Source organism: Pseudomonas sp. K8, assembly GCF_014889455.1.
Taxonomy (GTDB): domain Bacteria; phylum Pseudomonadota; class Gammaproteobacteria; order Pseudomonadales; family Pseudomonadaceae; genus Aquipseudomonas; species Aquipseudomonas veronii.
The window spans coordinates 34778-53734 of record NZ_VJWO01000008.1 but is presented as its reverse complement, the minus strand read 5'-3'; the positions used below and the strand labels follow the sequence as shown (position 1 = coordinate 53734).

General features: G+C 54.6%; 16 protein-coding genes, 1 tRNA gene and 4 pseudogenes. 15 read left to right on the top strand and 6 right to left on the bottom strand.

Features of this window, described 5'->3' with window-relative positions:
* The 7 genes from uvrC to INT12_RS08150 all read left to right on the top strand — a co-directional run bounded on the left by uvrC (position 1) and on the right by INT12_RS08150 (position 6891).
* Positions 1-1824, top strand: coding sequence for an excinuclease ABC subunit UvrC (uvrC, locus tag INT12_RS08180; RefSeq protein ID WP_017847080.1), 1824 nt, complete (start codon positions 1-3; stop codon positions 1822-1824).
* A gap of 32 nt (positions 1825-1856) precedes the next feature.
* Positions 1857-2417 (top strand): CDP-diacylglycerol--glycerol-3-phosphate 3-phosphatidyltransferase, encoded by a 561-nt coding sequence (gene pgsA, locus INT12_RS08175; protein WP_017847081.1) that lies wholly within the window; start codon positions 1857-1859, stop codon positions 2415-2417.
* Between the two features lie 63 nt (positions 2418-2480).
* Positions 2481-2556: transfer RNA gene (locus INT12_RS08170), tRNA-Gly, on the top strand.
* A 235-nt stretch (positions 2557-2791) separates the two neighbouring features.
* Positions 2792-4633, top strand: a complete 1842-nt coding sequence (locus tag INT12_RS08165) for a tyrosine-type recombinase/integrase (RefSeq protein ID WP_115128426.1) — start codon at positions 2792-2794, stop codon at positions 4631-4633.
* A 90-nt stretch (positions 4634-4723) separates the two neighbouring features.
* The gene (locus INT12_RS08160; RefSeq protein ID WP_092239318.1) at positions 4724-5266 is read left to right on the top strand and encodes a lysis system i-spanin subunit Rz; all 543 of its coding nucleotides are present in this window, start codon (positions 4724-4726) and stop codon (positions 5264-5266) included.
* Between the two features lie 148 nt (positions 5267-5414).
* Positions 5415-6209 carry a DNA adenine methylase gene (locus INT12_RS08155; protein ID WP_193040365.1) on the top strand — a complete coding sequence of 265 codons (795 nt, stop codon included), beginning with the start codon at positions 5415-5417 and terminating at the stop codon, positions 6207-6209.
* Between the two features lie 79 nt (positions 6210-6288).
* Complete coding sequence (locus INT12_RS08150) at positions 6289-6891, top strand: hypothetical protein (RefSeq protein ID WP_139273610.1); 603 nt, start codon at positions 6289-6291, stop codon at positions 6889-6891.
* A 27-nt stretch (positions 6892-6918) separates the two neighbouring features.
* On the opposite strand, the gene INT12_RS08145 is transcribed toward INT12_RS08150, so the two are convergent.
* Positions 6919-7620 carry an SOS response-associated peptidase family protein gene (locus tag INT12_RS08145; RefSeq protein WP_092239324.1) on the bottom strand — a complete coding sequence of 234 codons (702 nt, stop codon included), beginning with the start codon at positions 7618-7620 and terminating at the stop codon, positions 6919-6921.
* Between the two features lie 99 nt (positions 7621-7719).
* On the opposite strand from INT12_RS08145, the pseudogene INT12_RS31205 reads away from it, so the two are divergent.
* The 4 genes and pseudogenes from INT12_RS31205 to INT12_RS31195 all read left to right on the top strand — a co-directional run.
* A pseudogene (locus tag INT12_RS31205) lies at positions 7720-7812 on the top strand (peptidase S24); the annotation flags it as partial.
* 464 nt (positions 7813-8276) lie between these two features.
* Positions 8277-8486, top strand: coding sequence for a hypothetical protein (locus INT12_RS08140; protein WP_069553013.1), 210 nt, complete (start codon positions 8277-8279; stop codon positions 8484-8486).
* A 484-nt stretch (positions 8487-8970) separates the two neighbouring features.
* Entirely contained in the window at positions 8971-9294 is a 324-nt protein-coding gene (locus tag INT12_RS31200; RefSeq protein WP_226926062.1) for a hypothetical protein, read from the top strand.
* A gap of 25 nt (positions 9295-9319) precedes the next feature.
* Positions 9320-9607, top strand: a complete 288-nt coding sequence (locus INT12_RS31195; protein WP_226926060.1) for a transporter — start codon at positions 9320-9322, stop codon at positions 9605-9607.
* A gap of 386 nt (positions 9608-9993) precedes the next feature.
* On the opposite strand, the pseudogene INT12_RS08130 reads toward INT12_RS31195, so the two are convergent.
* A pseudogene (locus INT12_RS08130) lies at positions 9994-10550 on the bottom strand (IS5 family transposase); the annotation flags it as partial.
* A gap of 248 nt (positions 10551-10798) precedes the next feature.
* On the opposite strand from INT12_RS08130, the gene INT12_RS08125 reads away from it, so the two are divergent.
* Both INT12_RS08125 and INT12_RS08120 read left to right on the top strand, forming a co-directional pair.
* Entirely contained in the window at positions 10799-11131 is a 333-nt protein-coding gene (locus INT12_RS08125) for a DUF2790 domain-containing protein (RefSeq protein WP_092230483.1), read from the top strand.
* A gap of 264 nt (positions 11132-11395) precedes the next feature.
* Positions 11396-11527: pseudogene (locus tag INT12_RS08120) on the top strand (OprD family outer membrane porin); the annotation flags it as partial.
* Here the strand turns inward: INT12_RS08120 and INT12_RS08115 are convergent.
* The 3 genes from INT12_RS08115 to INT12_RS08105 form a co-directional block, all read right to left on the bottom strand.
* Entirely contained in the window at positions 11526-12506 is a 981-nt protein-coding gene (locus INT12_RS08115; protein WP_147283342.1) for a hypothetical protein, read from the bottom strand. The pseudogene INT12_RS08120 and the gene INT12_RS08115 overlap by 2 nt on opposite strands.
* Before the next feature lie 445 nt (positions 12507-12951).
* A complete protein-coding gene (locus INT12_RS08110) occupies positions 12952-13875 on the bottom strand; it encodes an NAD(P)/FAD-dependent oxidoreductase (protein WP_092230476.1) in 924 nt (307 codons plus the stop codon).
* An 839-nt stretch (positions 13876-14714) separates the two neighbouring features.
* Positions 14715-15104, bottom strand: a complete 390-nt coding sequence (locus INT12_RS08105; protein ID WP_226926058.1) for a DUF305 domain-containing protein — start codon at positions 15102-15104, stop codon at positions 14715-14717.
* A gap of 935 nt (positions 15105-16039) precedes the next feature.
* On the opposite strand from INT12_RS08105, the gene INT12_RS08100 reads away from it, so the two are divergent.
* Positions 16040-16378, top strand: coding sequence for a DUF2790 domain-containing protein (locus INT12_RS08100; RefSeq protein ID WP_034114901.1), 339 nt, complete (start codon positions 16040-16042; stop codon positions 16376-16378).
* A gap of 215 nt (positions 16379-16593) precedes the next feature.
* A complete protein-coding gene (locus tag INT12_RS08095; protein ID WP_034114902.1) occupies positions 16594-17922 on the top strand; it encodes an OprD family porin in 1329 nt (442 codons plus the stop codon).
* Between the two features lie 595 nt (positions 17923-18517).
* Here the strand turns inward: INT12_RS08095 and INT12_RS08090 are convergent.
* Positions 18518-18871 (bottom strand): annotated as a pseudogene (locus INT12_RS08090) (ATP-binding protein); the annotation flags it as partial.
* Positions 18872-18957 lie beyond the last annotated feature (86 nt).

The following is an 18957-nucleotide window of genomic DNA, read 5'->3' as shown; positions in this document are numbered from 1 at the left end:
ATGACCACACCGTTTGATCCGAGTGCCTTTCTCTCGACCTGCAGCGGCCGCCCCGGCGTGTACCGCATGTTCGACAGCGAGGCGCGCCTGCTGTATGTGGGCAAAGCCAAGAACCTGAAAAACCGCCTGGCGAGCTACTTCCGCAAGACCGGCCTCGCGCCGAAAACCGCGGCCCTGGTGGCGCGTATCGCCCAGGTCGAAACCACCATCACCGCCAACGAAACCGAGGCGCTGCTGCTTGAGCAGACGCTGATCAAGGAATGGCGGCCGCCTTACAACATCCTGCTGCGTGACGATAAATCCTACCCCTACGTGTTTTTATCTGACGGCGACTTCCCACGCCTGAGTATTCATCGGGGCGCGAAGAAGCAGAAGGGCAAATACTTCGGACCTTACCCCAGCGCCGGTGCGATCCGCGAAAGCCTGAGCCTGCTGCAAAAGACCTTTTTCGTGCGGCAGTGCGAAGACAGCTTCTACAAGAACCGCACCCGGCCGTGCCTGCAATATCAGATCAAGCGTTGCAAGGCACCCTGTGTCGGCCTGGTTGAACCGGCGGAGTACGCCGAGGATGTGCGCCATTCGGTGATGTTCCTCGAAGGGCGCAGCAACGCCCTCACCGACGAACTCTCCGGCGCCATGGAACAAGCCGCGAGCACCCTGGATTTCGAGCGAGCCGCCGAGTTGCGCGACCAGATCTCCCTGCTGCGGCGTGTGCAGGACCAGCAAAGCATGGAGGGCGGAACCGGCGACGTCGATGTGATCGCTGCGTTCGTCAACCCGGGTGGTGCCTGTGTCCACCTGATCAGTGTGCGTGGCGGTCGGGTGTTGGGCAGCAAGAACTTCTTCCCGCAGACCGGGATCGACGAGGAGGTCGCTGAAGTCATGGCCGCGTTCCTGGGCCAGTATTACGTCAGCAGCCCCGAGCGCGACTTGCCGTCGGAACTGATCGTCAACGTGGTACATGAAGACTTCCCGACGTTGATCGAGGCCATCCACGCGTTGCGTGGCCGTGAACTGGACATCAGCCACCGCGTGCGCGGCACGCGGGCGCGCTGGCAGCAACTGGCCGTGACCAACGCCGAGCAGGCCCTGAGCGCACGCCTGGCAAATCGACAGCACGTGGCCGCGCGCTTCGAGGCCCTGGCCGAAGTCCTCAACCTGGACGAACCGCCCCAGCGCCTGGAGTGTTACGACATCAGCCACTCCAGCGGCGAAGCCACGGTGGCGTCCTGCGTGGTGTTCGGGCCGGAGGGGCCGATCAAGTCCGATTACCGGCGCTACAACATCGAAGGCGTCACCGCCGGCGACGACTACGCCGCCATGCACCAGGCCTTGACGCGCCGCTTCAGCAAATTGAAGGAGGGGGAGGGCAAGCTCCCCGATATCCTGCTGGTGGACGGCGGCAAGGGCCAGTTGTCCATGGCTCGCGACGTGCTCAACGAACTGGCGGTGCCCGACCTGATCCTGCTCGGCGTGGCCAAGGGCGCCACGCGCAAGGCCGGCTTCGAGACGTTGTACTTGAATGATGCCGCCCATGAGTTCACGTTGAAGGGCGACTCGCCTGCGCTGCACCTGATCCAACAGATCCGCGACGAAGCCCACCGTTTCGCCATTACCGGCCATCGCGCCCGTCGCGGCAAAACCCGGCGAACCTCAACCCTGGAAGGCGTGGCCGGAGTAGGCCCGACACGCCGACGCGATCTGCTTAAACATTTTGGTGGCTTGCAAGAGCTCTCCCGTGCCAGCATTGACGAAATAGCTAAAGCACCCGGTATCAGTAAAAAGCTCGCTGAGTTGATTTATGCAAATCTGCACAGCGAGTAGAATGCCTTCTCACCTCGCAGCCAGTTGTGCCGATGAATATCCCTAATCTGATCACCGTTCTACGCGTCCTGCTTATTCCGATTTTCATTTTGTTGTTCTATTTGCCTTACGAATGGAGCTACATGGCCTCCAGTTCGGTGTTCGCCGTTGCGGCCGCCACCGATTGGCTCGACGGCTACCTGGCCCGGCGCCTGGAACAGAGCACGCCGTTCGGCGCGTTCCTCGACCCGGTGGCCGACAAATTGATGGTGGCCGTGGCCCTGGTGCTGCTGGTGCAGGAACACGGCAACCTGTGGCTGACCTTGCCGGCTGCGGTGATCATCGGCCGCGAGATCGTCGTTTCGGCCCTGCGCGAATGGATGGCCGAAATCGGCGCCCGCGCCCACGTCGCCGTGTCGAACATGGGCAAATGGAAAACCGCCGCGCAAATGCTCGCGTTGGTGATCCTGCTGGCCAACCCGTCGGACTTTTCCTTCTGGGTCTTGCTGGGCTACGCCTTGCTGCTCATCGCTGCCGGCCTGACGCTGTGGTCCATGCTCCAGTATTTACGCGCTGCCTGGCCTCATCTGCGCACCACTGTTGAAAAAAAATAAAACTTTTTTGAATCAAGGGGTTGACGGGTGCTGAGGATTCTATAGAATGCGCCTCACCAAGACGCGGGAATAGCTCAGTTGGTAGAGCACGACCTTGCCAAGGTCGGGGTCGCGAGTTCGAGTCTCGTTTCCCGCTCCAAATATTGCGCTACAGAGTTCCACTGAATTCTGTAAGTGATTGAAATCAGGGCCTTTAGGCCCTTTTTTCGTTCCAGCGGGAACCACTGAAATCCAGCTCCATCCAGTGCTTTTAAGTCCCGATTTAAGTCCCGAATGAGGATCTTGGATTTGGATGTGCACTGAATCGGTTTTTTGCTGGAGCAGCTTGGATAGCGAAACGAGCATCTGGCCCTGACTCTGTTCAGGAGCTCGCTATGGCACTCTCAGATACCACCGTTCGGCAAGCCCGAATCACCGGCAATGACTACACGATAGGCGACACGGATGGGCTCGCGCTCAACGTGACCGCACGCGGCGGGAAAATCTGGCGTTTCAGATATTACTGGGCGGGCGTGCAGAAGCGCATGTCCCTCGGTAGTTATCCGCAAATCAGCCTTAAAGAAGCCCGTGCCCGACGTGACGAAGCGCGTGCCTTGGTCGCCCAAGGCATCAATCCCTATGAGCACCGTAAGCAGCAGCGTCGTGCTGTTCGTTTTGCGGCGGAGCATACCTTCGAGGCCGTGTTCAATCAGTGGGTGGAGTTCCGCAGGCTGAGCCTGAAGGAAGGACGCCAGAGCACGCTCTCGCAGATCTTGAGAATTTTCAATAAAGACGTCCTGCCCAGCCTTGGCGGGCGGTCTATCTACGATATCAATCGTCACGATCTGCTGGATTTGTTGGGCAGGATCGAACAGCGCAAGGCCTTAACGACAGCCGAGAAATGTCGGACCTGGTTCAACCAGTTGTTCCGCTATGCGTTGGTGAAAATCGAGGGGCTGGAACACAACCCAGCTTCAGACCTCGACGTTGTCGCACTCCCCAAACCGCCTGTTACGCACAACCCATTTCTTCGTATGGACGAGCTTCCGGGATTGATGGCTGCTCTTCGAAATTACGGTGGCGCCAACCAAACTCGGCTTGGCCTTCGGTTGTTGCTGCTGACCGGTGTCCGCACGGGCGAATTGCGGTTGGCGACGCCCGACCAGTTCGATCTGGAGAAGCGTTTGTGGGTCATACCGGCGGAGGTGGTGAAGCAGCTCCAGTTAGCGATGCGAAAGCCGAGTAAGCAGATCCAAAACGTACCGCCCTACATCGTGCCGCTGTCGGTGCAGGCGCTCGAGATCGTGCGTCACTTGCTGGACCAGGTTGTTCCGGCACAGCGCTACTTGTTTGCGCATCGAAGCGACCTGAGCAAGCGTATCAGTGAGAACACGCTGAATGGCGCGTTACGTCGGATGGGGTACGCAGATCAACTCACTGGTCATGGGATGAGGGCGACGATCTCGACGGCGCTGAACGAGATCGGATACCCGAAGGTTTGGGTGGATGCTCAGCTTTCTCATGCTGATCCAGATAAGGTGAGTGCGGCCTACAATCACGCGGAATACGTGGAGCAGCGCCGGACGATGATGCAGGATTGGGCGAACCGCCTGGATCTGTGGGGGCAGGGCCAGCTGAAAGCGGCAAGCTCTCCGCTTACCATCCGTTTGGAAGGGGCCGCTTCGCTGCCATCGCTTGAAAACGCGAGCGCAGATTCCATTCAGTTCAACGGCACCTTTCCAGCGACAACCGTCTCGGTGCCCAAGGCTTCGGTTAGCAACGAACCAGCTCTTATCGTGTCGCACCAGTCGCCTGTCGTACCTCATTCGGTCCCGACTGAAAAGCCGCATCAATCTCGCGTGTCTGACATCCAGCGCGTACGCGCCGAGATGCTAGCCATTTTTGAAGCTCCGAATAATTTACCGCTGCTTGTCTTCGCCAAATTGGCAGGCAAATCTAGAGATCAGATCAATCGCGATATCAAGGCTCGGCGCCTGCTGTCGCTGAGCCTGGGGAATCGCGGTCAGCGCATTCCCGATTGGCAGCTTGATCCACTGCGGCACAAGTTGGTACTTGCTGCGTTAGCGCGGTTTCCGGATGTCGATGCCTGGAGGCTTTATCGGGCGGTCTGTGAGCCCCACGAGCGACTGAAGGGGCGTTCGCCAATCGATGTGCTCACTCCGGAGAACTTCGACATGACTGCGCGGATCGTTTGCAGCGCCCTGAGCCCAAGCTGAGTTGCTGTCCTAGCGCGGTGACAATGGGTGTCACCGCTTGCTTGAGTACTGCTTGGCAAGGAACTGTAGTCGAGGCCTGCCGGCGGTGTTATGCGTCTCGTCGACCTGATCCCCTTGCAATACCGCGTGCTGGTCGCCGGCCTTTTACTGCTCGCTTTGGTCGCTACTTCGGCGGCCATCGCCTGGACGGTCCAAGGCTGGCGATACGGTCAGCAGCTGGAAAAACAAGCCCGGCTCCACACCGAAACCCTCAACCAGATCACCCTGGCCTCGGCCGCGCTGCAGCGCGCCGAGCAGGACAAGCGCCTGACCCTGGAACAGCAGCTGGCCGCCAAAGACCAAACCCACTATCGAGCCCTAACCGATGCCCAACGTGATCAGGATCGCCTGCGTGATCGCCTCGCTACTGCTGATGTCCGGCTGTCAGTCCTACTCGACGCCACCGATTCCACCAACGGCTGTGCAGTGCCAGCCACCACCAGCGCCGGCGGCGTGGTTCATGGAGCCACACGCGCCCGACTTGACCCGGCGCATGCTCAACGAATTATCGGCATCACCGATGTCGGCGACCGGGGGCTGATAGCCCTGGCGGCCTGCCAGGCCTACGCCAAAGAAGTTTCAACACCGAAGTGAAAAGGAGCGACCGGGCCGGATGCGCCAACATCCGGTCCGGTCGCCGTCCCTGCAGATGTCCCTGCAAGTCCAGCCAAGGCTCCTGCTCCGTGCACAAAGCGCGGCGAGTCTAGCACCTGTTTATCCATACAGTAATGTCTTGCTTTCAATGAGTTCACCCATCATCCCTTGGATGGGCGGCAAACGCCGCCTAGCCGACCGCCTCATTCCGCTTTTTCCGCCTCACGAATGCTATGTCGAAGTCTTCGTCAGCGGTGCCGCGCTTTACTTCATGCGACCCCAGGCCGCTCCGGTTGAAGTCCTGAACGACATCAACGGCGACTTGGTAACGCTCTATCGTGTCGTGCAGAACCACCTGGAAGAATTCGTGCGCCAGTTCAAATGGGCGCTCAGCTCCCGCCAGGTGTTTGAATGGCAGAAAATGACCCGTCCCGAAACCCTCACCGACATCCAGCGCGCCGCCCGATTCTTCTACCTGCAGCACCATGCCTTCGCCGGCAAGGTCAGCGGACAGACGTTTGGCACCGCGACCACTGGCCCGGCCATCAACCTGCTGCGGATCGAGGAGAACCTCTCGGCCGCATGGCAGCGACTGTCCGGCACCTACGTCGAAAATCCCCCCTGGCTTGATTGTGCTGAGCGCTACGACCGCGCTCATACGTTCCACTACATGGACCCACCGTACTGGCAGACCGCTGGATATGGCGTGGACTTCCCGTTCGAGAATTACGAGCGGATGGCTGACTTTATGCGTCGCTGCAAGGGCAAGGTCATGGTCAGCATCAACGACCACCCGGACATCCGTCGCGTGTTTGAAGGCTTTCACTTCGAGACGTTGGACATTCGGTACAGCAACACGAACCAGCGAAAGGGCACGGCCGAGGTCAGCGGCGAACTGGTGATCATGAACTGGGAGCCGGAAGCGTTAGGAGGCCTGTTCTAGCCATTCGTTTTGGCTCTGCTACAGTGACGACGCTGTAAGGAAAAAATGGGACCTTTAACTCTCACAAGGATAAATGGATATGACTTCTGCAGTTGTTACCTCAAACGATTTCCTAGTTGTCATGCAAGAGCGGTGCACACGGGCAAAAAGTTACATCGAGAACGCGTCCCAGAATCCCTCCGCTCCGTTAGTGGAGTCTCTCGCTGTACGTGAAGAGTCGGGATCGCTTCCGGTAGCGAACAGCGATGCGCTCGGTGATGCTTTGCAGCAAATCAAGGCGGTAGCCAATGCTGGCGCCACCCACACCGCTAACCAAGCTCAGAATGAGATTAGCACCAGCGTCTCTAATTTTATGCAGAGTGCGAAAGATGGTAGTGCTGTTGAGAAATTTAGGGAAAGCATGAGGAGAAGCGGACAAACTGCCAAAGTTAACGCGAATCAGGCAATCGATAAAGCCTACGATACAGCTATAGAGCTTGTCTCTAACATGAGTCCTTCAGACCAAAATGCTGTCGTTAATCTTATGGATAACATTGGAGGAGTCCTTTCGAATATTTATTCGAAAATCAATAGTTTCATATTAAACGCAATCGAGACGTTACAAAGTTGGATTAATAACGCGTTCGAAGCTATTAAGGCATTATTTTCACAAATAGCGGCGTATATCAAAAGCGTACTGTAATTTGGGCTAGAGCCGTTCTATCGAAGCTTAGTTTTCTTCTGAGCGCCAGGGAAGCAGCAATTGTGCTCCCTGGTTTTTCACGTTCCCCACCTCTTTGCCTACGGTATACCATTCGAAGTGGGCTTCCGACCGGGAACGGTCTCTTGCAATTTCCTCTGCTTGCCTTGCGCTGAGATCTGGATCAAGCCAATCCCGCGCTTGTTCAGGTGATAACACCAGAGGTCTGCGATCATGGATATCCACCATGCCCTGTTCGCAAGACGAGGTAATGATCACGAAGCCGTCGCCGTCGCGCTCGTCGAGACCTGGACTGGCCTGTGCGAGCGCCCCGTAGAACATCGGCTTCTGACTTTTCAGGCGAATGAAATACGGCTGCTTTTTCTTTGGATCATTTGGGTCTTTAACCCACTCATACCAGCCCTCGCTGGGCACCAGTGCGCGCCCGGCCGGCCAAAGCTGTTTGAAAAACTTTCCCGTCGTAACGGTCTCGATCCTGGCATTGATAGGGTCCGGACGCTTCCCCTTCGCCCAGAAGGGCGCCCATCCCCACCTCACTGGCGTGACATGAACGCCTGCCTCTGTGCTGTGCAGGATCTGCACGCGGGTCGTCGGAGCCACGTTGTACCGGCTGATCGGCTCCGCGTCGTACCCGCCGAACAATGGCAGCTGGAGGCCTAGCTCCTCCATAAACACCGCCATCCCCTCGTACTGCACGAATCTCCCGCACATGAGCTGTCCCGCCTGTCAGATTTTTCCTATACAGAATTGACCGCGAACCTTGTACAAAGTTAACTGTATGTTCGTACAGTATTTTTGGATCGGTGCGTCATGAGCTTTTCAATTCTAGGCCCTATTGCTGAGGGTGGCTTGAAGCTGCCCCTGTGTTCGTTTCGAGTGCCTGCCGGGTTTCCGTCCCCGGCGACCGTTTTATAATGGGGAACATATGTCGACTATGAAAGCTCAAGGCTTGAGTGGTGGTTGTATGCAGCGCTCATATGTTTAGATGTGTAAATTTAAGTCAATAAATGTCTAGTCAACATATTTCGGTAGGTTTGCTCTGATCAGAAACTTGTCTATTGTTCAAACCTAAAACCGGCTTGCAGGACGCGACTTGGCTGATGATTTTCTAACGGTTGAGCTTGGTACAAAACTAGAGATTGGAAATTGCATGCTAATTGACCACCACATTTGCATTCGATTTGACCACCTTCAGCTGATTAGTTTTGATCTATAAGAAAACGTCATGGCAACACAATCCGCCCAGTTGTCGCCTAAGCTCTGCTACCAATACATACGCATTGAAGGGATTGCGCATAGGGGCTCATCATCAAATGGCCTGCTAGCCTTTACGCCTCTATAACGATGGCACATTACGGAAATTGGCAATGGCGATAGACCAAACGAAGAGGTTGATCAGCACTCGCAGCGAGGAAAACGCCAACCAGTTGCTGAGGGCAGGATGGACGCTGTTGTTGGTGGCTGATCGTAAAGAAGGAAAGCACCAGTGGCTGGTCTATCAGCTAGCGTGGCAGCGCGAAAGTGACCCCGTTGAGATCACCTTCACTGGTGTAGAGCCGGGGCCAGACCCGTTTTAAACTCACGGAGCGTCGTTGCTATCTGCGGCATTAATCTCTCGATTTATCGTTTAAAAAAATTATTTGCACGGCAGTTGACCACTACACCCCCCACTGCACCGGTATCTGCTCAGACGTTTCCGTCGTCCAGCACTTCAAGTGCTCAAGTCGAATGCAGCCTTGTTGATGCTGATAGTGCCTGCCGCTTGGCTGACTGTCACCTTGGTGATGGGGGGCAGGCGCTATTGGTGCTGGCGCGATAGGGGCGTGCAGATCATGAGGTGCTAGTCCTGTATGAGGACTGGAAACTGCAATGCCAGGCCGCCGGCATCATCCGGAAGCGGTTCAAGGAAGTGCGTGATGCTTTGGTCAATCGAGGATCGGCCAAGAGTATCCGATCGAAGTGCGGCCACACAGTGCTGGTGGCAGCTGTCAGTGCCAAACGAATGCTGATGCGCTACAACAATACATAGAACTCTGGGGTCCTCACAGGAAGCGAGCGAATGTGAATGAAATACAAACTCTGCGTCGTCAGGTTGGTTCGGTTCGCATCCGCTTCGCTCATCATAGTAGCCCCGGTGCAGTCGCAGAGGATCTCGAACCCAGGTCCTACGCCAATACGCCGGTCGGTATCAATTTCCTGCTCATGGGCTACAGCGATCTCAACGGCAGCGTGACGGCCCACCCCTCAATCCCGCTCCAAGATGCCAAGCTCAATATAAAGACTGTCGTGCTTGCTTTTGCCAAATCTCTGGACGTCTGGGGCCGCTCCGGGAAGTTCGATATCGTGGTGCCTGAGGCAAGATTGACGGGCTCTGCTCGCCGGTGAACCCAAGGATCGTAATGTTACAGGGTTGATCGATCCAAGATTCCGCTTCTCGGTCAACTTATATGGCGCCCCGGCGATGTCCCTGACGGAGTTCCCCAGCTATCAACAGGATGTGATAATCGGCGCCAGCCTGGCGATCACGGCGCCGCTCGGCCAATACGACGCTAGCAGGCTGGTAAATCTCGGCAACAATCGCTGGTCATTCAAGCCTGAACTTGGGTGTTTGCGCCGATGCCGAATTGACCCACGTGCCGAGATTTTACTGAGCCCCTCTGAATTCTTGCGAACCAATGCCAGTGCTGCATTTCGTTAGATTGGACTTGGGTCAGTCTTTAGTCGGCGCGTGGATCAATTCGGCATCGGCGCCAACACCATCTTGCTCTGGAACAGCGCCATGGGCATGGCGCGCAGTCTTTGGCAGAGACGCAGACGAACCTGGCCGTAAGCGAACGGGAGCGTGCCCTGCTGACGGAACATTTAACCCGAGCTAAAACCCAACTGACCGAGTTGACCACAGACAAGCAGCTCCTCCTGCAAGATAACGCGGTGCTCTCCAGTCAACTTTCGGAGTCAAAGGCCAAGTGAGAGATATGCCTAGATAAGGGGGGTCATTCGATTCGTCAATAACCTACTGTTATTTATTAATTTCTTATTTTTTACGGTCAAAAATAATTGGTGATGAGCTCCTCAGGAAGCCCGCCGTTGAACTCTTTCAAGATCGCTATTTGTCAACAGCCCTCGTCGGCTATGCATTAAACCGGACTCGGTATCGACGCCAATGTGCGCTTTCATCCCGAAGAAATACATATTCTCCTTCTTCATCTGATGCCTTTCCGGATCGCGCTTGCCGTCCTTGTTCTTGGTCGAGCTCGGGCTCGGGCTCGGGCATGACTGATCGTCGCATCGACCACGGTGCCTTGGCGCCGTATCAAGCCACGATCGTCCAGATAACCGTTGATGATCTGCAAAATCCTGCCCGCCAGTTCATGTTTTTCTAGCAGGCGGCGGAAGTTCAGGATCGTGGTTTCATCGGGAATTCGATCCAGATGTAGGCCGGAAAACTGGCGCAGGATCGTGGTCTCATACAGTGCCTCTTCCATCGCCGGATCGCTGGAGCCGAACCAGTTCGGCATCAGATGAACCCGCAGCATCGCCATCAACGGATACGCTGGATGACCGACTTCGCCCTTCGGATAATGCGGTTCGATCAAGGCAATCAAGCCCTTCTAGGTCACGACCTGATCCATTTCAATCAGGAAGCGCTCGCGGCGGGTCTGCTTACGTTTGCCGGCGTACTAGGCATCAGCGAAGGACATCTGTTTCATGGGGTAAAACCGTCATGTTCGTTATTTCACCAGAGCTGGAAGTCTTTTTCAGAGTTCTCTTAAGTATGCCATTAACGGAGCAAAGACCTTGCCTGACAGACATGTAATGTTAACGGCAGCTTTCTGACAGGTATCATTAGCTACTATCTAGTCACCAGTGAATTAGAGCTCGTAGAATCATGAAAACATTGAATGCAGTCATCGCTATTTCGATATTGGTAGTTTCATCCTTTGCCATGGCTGAAGGCGGAGGAGATCGTGTTTATGGTCGGATGATGCAAGAAAATCAACAGGCGATGGAGCAATACGCTCTCAAAAATAGTAAAGCCATACCTGAGATTGTTCATTATGAATATGGTATGAACCTGGATGTTCAGAAGGTAGTTAGTGTCACCCAAGCCAACAAATCCTGTGACGTTGCGCCTTCGCGCATGACCTATGAGGACTCTGCTGGCAAACTCAATACCTTGGAGTACATAGTTATGGGTACCAAATGCCAGCACGGAGGCTAGTCCAAAGGAGCCATGTCTGCGTCATATTATTTGGTTTGATTGTTTAATCGCGCTTACGGCTAGCTGACATAAAAGTAATTTTCAGGCCGCACTTGAGTTATCTTTTGTATGGAGTCATGTCTGCCGGCGCGTAGAAGAAACTCTCACGTGCCGGAGGGTTTTTATAACGATAAAATATTTCATAAAGAAACTCTGCCAAGCTATAGCCTGGAGTGTTACATGAATAATAAAAACTTTTATGGTCTTCCCCTCATTGCCCTTGGCATGAGTATGGGGCAGTTTGCAGTGGCCGTTGAGCAAAAACCAGAGGGGTTCATTGAAGGGAGCAACTTTAACATTCTCAACCGCAATCTCTACTTCAATCGCGACTTTCGCAACGGTCAGTCCAGTCGAACTATCTTTGCATATTGTGTTGAAAGTAGAGCTTTTCGTCGCCATACCGAGATGCCACGATCTTGGAATTTAGAACCAGCTGGCCTAAAAGTTTAGCCTGCTCGACCGTCTCGCCTTTATCCAAGGCGTAAACGTCGTACAGCACCTCTCCGACAGGGAAGTCAGTCAGCTTTATCCGAAAGTCATCCTGCATTGTCACCCCGTTGAAGCGAGCAACAGCTGCCGGCCGTGGCTTAAAAATAAGTTGATAAGGCGCCCTTGGCGCAGCCACTTTAGAGCCATCGATGTTAATGCCGGCCAGGTGCTCAACGGTCAAGTGACCAGGATCTGAATCTCTAGCCCCAAAACGTATGGCTGCCCATTCAAAGAAACCGGCTAGTAAGCGCGTCGCAAAAGAGGTTGCGGGTGGAATGATGTTGCTGAAAGTCTTTTCGAAGAAGTTGTATCCCTCTTGGCCGTCGATGGAGTTCATAACCTGTAGATTGACCGACGGGTGATTATCGTCAATGAAAAACTTCAAAGCTAAGGCCGGCACAGAGTGCGTATCCGTCGGCTTAGTCGCCACCGAAAGACGGCCGATCACGCAGTCGGCGCCACTTTGGAAGATGCCGGTATAGCGACTCGCCACTCCACGGTTTGCCACAAACCGGAAGCGCGCCTCTGCACCAAATGCATGCACCAATTTGCGCCGCCCTTGCTCCAGCTCATCGCCTTGCGCAGTCAGCGACTTAACCGTAAAACTCGGCATTGCCAAGGTTAAGGTATCGCCGATGCCTGGCGCAGTCAGCGCTGGGAGTTCAGAGCCGTAGAGGGAAGGCACAATCTTGTTTTTCCAGATGAAGTCCTCCTTTTGACACGCCGATTGAGGTCGCGCTACGGCATCCCCAGTGATTGATAATGGCTGAACGCTGGGGGGTTGGCAGCCCGTCGTCGTGAATACAAAAAAGGCGGATAAGAGCGTACTTGCTTTGATCAACGGCATCGTCTGACTCCGAGTATTCCCTACCGATGTATGCACAATAACCACGATCTCCGTATAGCGCGGCAGATTGGGGTCTTCGGTTCTGCTTCATCGAGCAGCGCCGGTACCTCGGCCCCTCGATATAGCCGTATACGGTGCCATCGCGCCGCCAGCCACCTGACGCTTGATCTCGAGAAAGTCTGCTCCGGCACGGTAAGCGCTCGTAGCCGACCCGCGGCGAAGGCTGTGGCTGTGCTCATCTCCCGTAGCCTTGCCTCTCAGGCTCGTGTCGCCTGGGTGGTATTAACGCTATCCCCATGCAGCGCAGCATTACCGACTAAATCCCTACTGCTAATGAGCAGAAATAAAGGTCGCTGCTCAGTCCGAGCTGCCTCTCACCAGCACGTAATGTCGTGGGCTGCTATCAGTGTATGGCCGAAGCAGACCGTTCTTCGAGATTAACTTATCAGCGATAGTTGTCCTTGAGGGCGTTGTGTATCGCGGTCGCCGCAGTCGCCGCATGGGCGACTCCAACACTCATCTGATTGAGCGCGTTGACTACATCGCCCGCCGCGTACAACCCTAGGACTGACGTGCGCTGGTCGGTGTCCACCACCAACTCGCCATCGCTCTCAAAAGTTACGCCGAGGCTTTTGGCCAATTCGGTCCGTGCGTTGGAGCCAAGCATCGGGTATAAGGTGTCGAAACTGAGTTCGTCGCCGTTAGCCAAGCGTAGCGCCACACGATGCCCTTTGATCTTGCGGATTTGCTCGATCGGTTCCTCGATGAGACGGACGCCTGCCTGTGCAATTTTGAGACGTTCGTCGTTGTCTAGTTCTCTGCCGCCCGGTTGCACAATAAGTGTGAGCTGGCGGGTGTAGGTACGGAGAAATAGCGCATGCTTGAAACCTTCCTCGGCGGAGGCGAGAAGAGCAATGTCCTGGTCGATGACATCGTATCCGTCGCAAATCGGGCACCAACGCACATAGCCACCGAGAGTGGCCTCACGTAGATTGGGTATCTCAGGAGGCTTATCAATAACGCCGGTGGCAAGAATCACAGTTGACGCAACAACGCGGTCATCGTCGATGTCGGCGATGAAGTCGTCTCCTCGCTTTGATAGTGCTTTCACGGTGGCTCGTCGGACATAAACATTGTAGCGCTCTGCCTGATTGCGCAGCCGAGCCAACAACTCGGCGCCCGAAACACCTTGAGGAAAACCGGGATAGTTGTGCGTGATCGGGATCAGCTCCGCACGGCTCTGGCCGGCATCAACCAGGAGAACCTGTCGGCGATAGCGCGCCAAATAGATAGCCGCCGTCAGCCCGGCAGGGCCTGCACCGACGATAAGGCAATCCACCACATGATATTGAGCCTGCTTGCTTGTCATCCGGCTTTCCTTCTATTGCCGACGCTGCCGGAGCCAGAGTCATTTGGCAGTGAATTGAGGCGCCCAGTTCTAACTCCAAAAACTACTGTTTCAGGCGGTCAGACCACCGGCCAACTTGGTATCTATCATTCATTTACCGAGCTGAAACGCTGTCTAAGTCACTGCGTAGCGTTGTCCGAAACTGATAATTAACGGTGTTGGCCTCGGCAGACGCAAGCATCTCGCCGTCTCGCGCCACGACCACGAACGGGTCGCCGGACGACTGTAAAACCGTCGTTTCCGGCAACCGATTAGTCCTTTTTGACCGCGTACGATCACTTTGGCGTAAGCGCAGCCTCGGTCCCTCTAAAGTTGGCCATTTTCGAGACGCCCAGCCAGCGTACTTGCGCGGCGCCCCGATCAGACCGTATCTGGCGGTACCAAAGCGCGGAGCGGTCATATCCAACACATTGCACGGGGTATAATCGCTCCGCCGACCACGCGGCTCATCCGCGCCACGAGCAGGACAATACCGGCCATCATGCAGTTATCGAAATTAGCTCGAACAGAACGCTTTGGCCCATGTTCTGGTCTCGCAATGTCTCTACTGCTCTCAAACGATTTTGCTTCTCAACGCGCAGTGACAGAGGAAGAAGATCATCTCGGACTCAAATAGTGCCTTTGCTTGCAGGTCTTTGGCCTATCTCGAATGGTTTTGGAAATCCATGGACCAAGCGCAGCATAGTTTTCGTCCAGTACCAGTTCACCGTGATATGCGCCGGCAGCGAATTACCGTCCAAACCGGCGCGGTTATTTCCTTCAAAGATACGGCGCACAGATCGACTTCGGCATCACCATAGTCATGGCTTTTTATTCGCTTTAATCCACTGATCGAATACGGCGATTTCCTTCTTCTGTGCGGCAATTATGTCCTTGGCCATACGGAGCATCTCTGGATTTTTTCCGTTCTGGAGTTCGGCTTGCGCCATCTCGACTGCCATTTGGTGGTGCATGCGCATGTTGGCCGCGAAGTCATAATCCACGTCACCAGTCATGGACATGCCGCCCATTTGTTTCATCATCTTCGAATGATCCTTCTGCTCGGAAGGCATCTGCATCGCTTCGCTTTTCGTGGGTTCTGCGGCATTAGTCCACGTCGGCGCTGCTGCCATTACCGCGACAGCCATCGCTACCACCCTCATCGACAAAGTGAACCGGCTAGAGCTGTTGTGCTTGATATGCTGTGACATTGTGAATCTCCTATTAGCGCCGAAGGGTTGGCACATGCATGCCATGGCCCCCGAACACGGAAATTGCTATTTCTGTACTGCATGGGGCTTGACTAACTCTGTTCGCCAGCCATTTTTCGGCAGATCTCTGCGCATTCACGGCAGGCCCTGACGCAATCTTCCATACCACCGACCTGTTCGCAGCTCTTCACGCAAGCATCACAGATCTCGGCGCAAACCCCACAAACGTGGTGGTGAAAGGTGGAACCACTCAACAAGAAATTGGCCGACGTCTGACAGATCTCGGCGCAGTTGATCATTAGGCGAAAATGTTCGGCCTCAAGGTGTTTACCCCCCGCCTCAAGGCAATGGGTCATCGCTGTATTCAGACAGGTTTTGTGGCAGTCGCTACACGCCTCAACGCAAGGCCGCAGGTATTGGTGAGTGTTTCTGTGAGAGGTAACCGGGGTGTCGCTCATAGCTATGTTCTCCATTGCATCCAAGGAAAGACAACACTAGCAGTGGTGCTGAGACCAGCGGCATTCGATAATTTCTATTAAAAACAACTGATCATTTCAGACTGATCGCGGATGAGTGATACTGCAGACAAGCACCAAGCGTAACGCGAGCAAGATGCTGTTAAATAGCATTCAAGTAAGTGCATACCCAAGGGCCAAGGGCTCATATTTCACCCTAGACCACGCTCGGCGGACAGTCGACTGAAATTAAAATTACATTTCTGTCAGCTCTTGGTTGGTTAACACTTCGTTGCGAATTGAGTTTAGTACCGAACGTCACCTAATAACGGTCGAAACACAAATTATAGGCGCGCTGTTAAGCATGCCATTAATTGAGTAAAGACCTTGCCTGACAGATATGTAATGTTAACGGCAGCTTTCTGACAGGTATCATTAGCTACTCTCTAACCATCAGTGAATTAGAGTTAGGAGAGGGTCATGAAATCATTGAAGGCAGTCATCGCTATTGCGGTATTGGCAGTTTCGTCCTTTGCCATAGCTGAGGGTGGAGGGGATCGCGTCTTTGGTCGGATGATGCAAGAAAATCAGCAGGCGATGGAGCAATATGCCATCAAAAATGGTAAGGCCATACCTGAGGTTGTTCATTACCAGTATGGTTTGAACCTTGATATCGCAAAAGTTATCAGTATGACCCCAACCACAGGATCTAGATACTGTGGGTTGGCCCCTTCGCGTATGACCTACGAAGACTCGAGTGGCAAGTTGAATACCCTCGAGTACCAAGTGCTGGTCAGTAATTGCCCTCATGGTGGCTGATCGCTTACGGTCCAAGTGCATTAGAGAAACTAAGGTTTATTTATGGAGCACCAAGTGGATAATTACATTCCGCTGACAAAAAAGTAATTTTTAGGTCATGCTAGCGTTATTTTAGATGTGAAACTATGCTGCTGCACGCAGGGTGTTCACCTGCATGCTTATAATCATAAATATTTCACATTAAAACTCTGCCAAGCAAAAGCCTGGGGTATTACATGAATAATAATAATAACTTTTATGGTCTTTCCCTCATTGCCCTTGGCATGAGTCTGGGGCAGGTTGCAGTGGCCGTTGAGCAAAAGCCAGAGGGGTTCATTGAGGGGAGCAGTTTTAACATTCTCAACCGAAATCTCTACTTCAATCGCGACTTTCGCAACGGTCAGTCCAGTCGAACGGGGAACGGTTACTCCGAAGAGTGGGCTCACGGAATTATCGGACGTTTTGAGTCAGGCTTCACACAGGGCACTGTGGGCTTCGGCATTGATGCATTCGCAATGCAGGGGATCAAGCTTGACTCGGGTGATGGCCGTTCTGGAGCCGGTGGCACAGTAGACATCATGCCCTACAACAGCAAGGGTCAGCCTGAGGATACCTATTCAAAAGTCGGTGGAGCAGCCAAGCTTCGCTTGCTAGATACGGTCGTCAAGGTTGGGGACGTATTTCCTTCCACGCCTGTTGTGGCGTATGGGGACTCACGACTGCTGCCTGAGAGCTTTCGTGGCGCCACGTTTGCCAACACCAGCATTGAAGGCCTGACCTTGCAGGGTGGTCGCCTGCATGCGATGAGCCAACCGAATTCAAGCAGCATGCGCGATGGTTTCGCTACGTTCTATGCAGGATCTGTAGACGCGCCTTGGATCGCCTACTTGGGTGGCGATTACACCGTTAACGAACATATCGGTGTGAGTCTCTATACCAGCCGCTTCAAAGATGTGTGGAACCAGTATTACGCTGGCACCACGTTAAGCTACCCACTTTCCGAGACTGTCGCGCTGATTGGTGGCCTGAACTACTACCGAGCAGTCGACGAGGGAAAAAAACTGCTGGGCAGCTTCGATAACAACATCTGGAGCGGTAAGACCGGTATCCAGTTTGGTGCCCACACGCTGACCGTTGGCTACCAGCGCAGCAATGGGGATGACGATTTTGATTACCTGCGCCAATCTGATTCTATTTTCCTGGATAACTCTATCCAATACAGCGACTTCAACTCCCCGAAAGAGCAATCCTTGCAGCTACGCTATGACTTGAATATGCAGTCCTTTGGCATTCCTGGCCTGAGCTTCATGACTCGTTACGCGAAGGGCTGGGATGCTGACTACTCGAATGCGAACAGCGTCTATATGCGCCGAGGAGCTGATGGCGCTCCACTGCAGGACCAGAAGCGTTGGGAGCGAGACATCGAGGCTAAGTACATCATTCAAGCCGGCTCCCTGAAAGACATGTCCTTCCGTGTGCGCCAAGCGACGACTCGGGCTACCGCCTTCGAATCAGATTTGGATGAGATTCGTCTGATTGTGGAGTACCCGCTGCAAATTCTCTAAATCGAGCATTAGCTACCTAGCTCACCAGGTACAACCCGTCTCTTTGTTACTCCTTTGGTTGGGAGGCGGCTTAGGCGCCCTTGTGGCGCCTTTTTTTATGGTGCGCCAGGCATGGCGCGTTGCGCGCAAGCGCAACCAGTTTGGCTGTGGTGGCCACACTGGTGACTTGGAGGTGAAAGTCCTCTACACACCCGGCAAGGGGAAGTGTTAGCCAGAGGCAAGGGTGTCGCGGGTGACCGCGAATCTGAAGGAAGCCCGAGGCAAAATGCTGGCCTGACGAACAGGAAGCGGATTAGGCGGCACAGCGGGGTAAGGTAGCCATAATTGCCCAAGCCCAATACTTGCACGGAGCGCTGTGACGTAAATCCGACAGGCATAAGCAGGAAGGTCGCGCGAATTACCCTGGGAGATCTGTTTAGCCTGCCATGTGCTACCGGCATCGCGAGATGACGGGATGGGCGACAGAAGTCAACAGAGGCCGTAGTAGCTGCTCGAAACCGGAGCAATGAAGGGCTGAACCTGCCATGAGTGGATAGTCGGGTGTGATCTCTGCAGAGCGTAAAGCAGAAACTCCGCGTAGCGGGGGTCGAGACCATCAGGAGGTAGGAGCCGGAAGCTCCGAGGGCCGGTCTGGGCGCTTAGATACCGCAGGCGACACATCAACGGAACCAAACTCGCTGACGCTGTTTGTCAGTAGGCAGGAAGCGTTGTGCACCAGCCGATCCAAAATGGCATCGGCCAAGGTCGGATCGACGATAAGCTCATGCCATTTGTCCACCGGCATAGAGCGGTCATCCAGCAACTCCAGCATGTCGCGCCGTTGCTCGGCGGTAAGCGGCACAAGCCCCCAGTCGAGGATCAGCAGATCGGTCTTGGCGTAGCTGTCCATCAGTTTCGCGAAGAGGTCTTCCAGCAGGTGTGGCAGGCGCAGGTAGCGCACTCTGTAGCCGTTGTACCCACGCCCTTGGAGTCGCCATGATCAGGTTCAGCCCAACGCACTGCCACCAGCGTCGATCTCTATCAGCCGTGTTTTGA

Coding starts and splice junctions, on each gene's coding strand:
- INT12_RS08110 (WP_092230476.1), bottom strand. CDS start 13,875: ATGACAAGCAAGCAGGCTCAATATCATGTGGTGGATTGCCTTATCGTC.
- uvrC (WP_017847080.1), top strand. CDS start 1: ATGACCACACCGTTTGATCCGAGTGCCTTTCTCTCGACCTGCAGCGGC.
- pgsA (WP_017847081.1), top strand. CDS start 1,857: ATGAATATCCCTAATCTGATCACCGTTCTACGCGTCCTGCTTATTCCG.
- INT12_RS08150 (WP_139273610.1), top strand. CDS start 6,289: ATGACTTCTGCAGTTGTTACCTCAAACGATTTCCTAGTTGTCATGCAA.
- INT12_RS08105 (WP_226926058.1), bottom strand. CDS start 15,104: ATGTCACAGCATATCAAGCACAACAGCTCTAGCCGGTTCACTTTGTCG.
- INT12_RS08115 (WP_147283342.1), bottom strand. CDS start 12,506: ATGCCGTTGATCAAAGCAAGTACGCTCTTATCCGCCTTTTTTGTATTC.
- INT12_RS08165 (WP_115128426.1), top strand. CDS start 2,792: ATGGCACTCTCAGATACCACCGTTCGGCAAGCCCGAATCACCGGCAAT.
- INT12_RS08095 (WP_034114902.1), top strand. CDS start 16,594: ATGAATAATAATAATAACTTTTATGGTCTTTCCCTCATTGCCCTTGGC.
- INT12_RS08140 (WP_069553013.1), top strand. CDS start 8,277: ATGGCGATAGACCAAACGAAGAGGTTGATCAGCACTCGCAGCGAGGAA.
- INT12_RS08145 (WP_092239324.1), bottom strand. CDS start 7,620: ATGTGCGGGAGATTCGTGCAGTACGAGGGGATGGCGGTGTTTATGGAG.
- INT12_RS08155 (WP_193040365.1), top strand. CDS start 5,415: ATGAGTTCACCCATCATCCCTTGGATGGGCGGCAAACGCCGCCTAGCC.
- INT12_RS08125 (WP_092230483.1), top strand. CDS start 10,799: ATGAAAACATTGAATGCAGTCATCGCTATTTCGATATTGGTAGTTTCA.
- INT12_RS08100 (WP_034114901.1), top strand. CDS start 16,040: ATGAAATCATTGAAGGCAGTCATCGCTATTGCGGTATTGGCAGTTTCG.
- INT12_RS08160 (WP_092239318.1), top strand. CDS start 4,724: ATGCGTCTCGTCGACCTGATCCCCTTGCAATACCGCGTGCTGGTCGCC.